Origin of the sequence: Streptomyces sp. 8K308, from assembly GCF_004348315.1 — a bacterium.
In the GTDB taxonomy this organism is placed as follows: Bacteria; Actinomycetota; Actinomycetes; order Streptomycetales; family Streptomycetaceae; genus Streptomyces.
On the sequence record NZ_SMKC01000577.1, the window covers coordinates 1 to 2,020 of the forward strand.

The following is a 2,020-nucleotide window of genomic DNA, read 5'->3' on the forward strand; positions in this document are numbered from 1 at the left end:
CCCCCACCCGCCCTCGGCGGTGGCCAGGGTGGGCGGGCGGCGCTACGTCATTCGGCGCGCGTCAGGTCATCGACGTCAGCCGTCCACTCCCACCCGCTGCCATCCACCGGCCGCAGGTGCGCCTCGGTCCGGACGGTCACGCCCGTCCGCCGAACCACCTGCTCCAGCACGGCCGCCAGCCGGCCAACGCGCCCGGACGCATCGGTCACCCGCTCGCCGATCAACTCGTGCGTCCCCCAACGCAGGACCACGTCTTCCTCGGTCATCGCTCGGACCTCCCGCGCTGCGGGAGCTCGGCCAGCAGACACTCCAGGACCGCTCCACCGTGCGTGCTGGGGGTGCGGTGCGGCTCAAGAGGCGTGAGCCAGCGCCGGCCGCAGCGGGCGCGCCGGCCGTCGGCCAGCGTCAGGTAGGGCGGCGGCAGCTTGCTGCTTCCGCCGAGGCCGACGCAGTGGACGTTGCGTAGCTCCCGGCGGTGAGACGGCCAGGTGGTCACGGTGCCGGGCGGCACCAGGAACTCCACCGTGTCCCGCGCCGGCACCTCAAGCACCGGCCCGATCGCCGCGACGTGGTACGGGTGTTGGGAAAGAACGGCAAGACCCACCGGACGGGAGACACGAACGGTGTCCCATACCCGGCCGGCGGGCACCGACACGGCACGCCGCCACTCCCAGGCGTCGAGCACGGCCTCCTCGCACGCCCCGGCCGCCACCGCCCAGGCGACGGCCACCGCCACGTCCCCGTTCATGGGAGAGGCGGGCGGACACATGTGGCAGACCCGCACCGCCCAGCCGAGGCATCCGTCCTGAGTGAGGGTGTAGGCATGGCCACCGGCCCTGAGCCCGCGCGTGGAGCCACACCGGGCGCACTCGCGCCCGTCGAGACGCCGCTGTATCGCCGTCGTGACGTCGCCCAACGGCAAGAAGAACGAGAGCAGGTCAGGAGTGCTCGCGTAGATGTTCATCGTGATGCCTGCGGCCATGGCCGCCTCCCGCCGTTGCACGTCGTGGATGGCATCATGATGGCGGAAATTTCGATGAGTAGAAGTCACTTTCTTGGGATCCAGCCTTTCGGGCGACCGGCGGCGACACCCGAGTAACGCGCCGCGTACGCTCAGCACGTGATCGGCGGGGACGGACGAGGAGGGGAAGCACGTGACTCAGACACCGGTTGGGCCTGCCGGGCGCATGCAGATTGCGCGCGGTCTGGTCGCCCTGCGCGAGCGCGCGGGCCTCACCCAGGTTCAGGTCGCCGAGCGCGCCGGATGCTCCAAGGCAACGGTCAGCCGATATGAGGAGTGGCAGGACCGGCGCGCCGTCAAGTGGGCCACGGTCAAGGGAATCGCCGAGGCATGCGACGCCACCGTCGAGGAGCGCGACGCGTTGATCGCGATGGCCCGCGACCTCAAGGCCGGCTGGTGGGTCGGCAATCCGGCGGTGCCGCCGTGGCTCGACCCGCTCGTCTCGTTCGAGGACATGGCCGCCTATGAGCGCATCGTGGCCAATACCGTTATCCCCGGGCTACTTCAGACTCGGGCCTATGCCACCGCCGTACTTCGTGGGCAGGGTGTCGACGGCGAGGCACTGGAGCACCAGGTCGACGCACGTATGCGACGGCAGGAGCGGCTCACCAAGGGGCTGAGCCTGTGGGCGATCCTGGACGAGGCCCTGCTCCGGCGCTTGGTGGGGGACGAGCAGGTCATGGCTGAACAGATCGCCCACCTGCAGGAGGCTGCCCGGCAACCCTCCATCGACATCCAGGTCCTGCCGTTTCGCTCGGGTCCGCCGGCCGTACCCGGCCAGTTCCTGATCCTCGGCCGGGAAGACGAGCGCGATCCGCGCAACACTATGGCCGTGGTCTATTTGGAGTTGCCCCGTAGAGGCGTCTACCTCGATGATCCGGAGGATGTCACCGCCTACAAGGCGATGTTCGACCGACTGCGCGCGCAGGCCGACGGGCCCGCGCAGACCACCACCCTACTGACCACTGCTCGAGGGGAGTTCACCCCATGACCCGCCCC

Annotated in this window: 3 protein-coding genes; 1 reads left to right on the plus strand and 2 read right to left on the minus strand. The window is 70.1% G+C overall.

Going from position 1 to position 2,020, the window contains the following annotated elements:
- Positions 1–47: 47 nt before the first annotated feature.
- Positions 48–266 (minus strand): hypothetical protein, encoded by a 219-nt coding sequence (locus E1265_RS35815; protein WP_132935114.1) that lies wholly within the window; start codon positions 264–266, stop codon positions 48–50.
- The gene (locus tag E1265_RS35820; protein WP_132935115.1) at positions 263–982 is read right to left on the minus strand and encodes a hypothetical protein; all 720 of its coding nucleotides are present in this window, start codon (positions 980–982) and stop codon (positions 263–265) included. Before E1265_RS35820 ends, E1265_RS35815 begins: the two co-directional genes overlap by 4 nt.
- A 172-nt stretch (positions 983–1,154) precedes the next feature.
- Between E1265_RS35820 and E1265_RS35825 the strand changes: the two genes are divergently transcribed.
- Complete coding sequence (locus tag E1265_RS35825; protein ID WP_243741353.1) at positions 1,155–2,012, plus strand: helix-turn-helix transcriptional regulator; 858 nt, start codon at positions 1,155–1,157, stop codon at positions 2,010–2,012.
- The last annotated feature ends 8 nt before the right edge of the window (positions 2,013–2,020 follow it).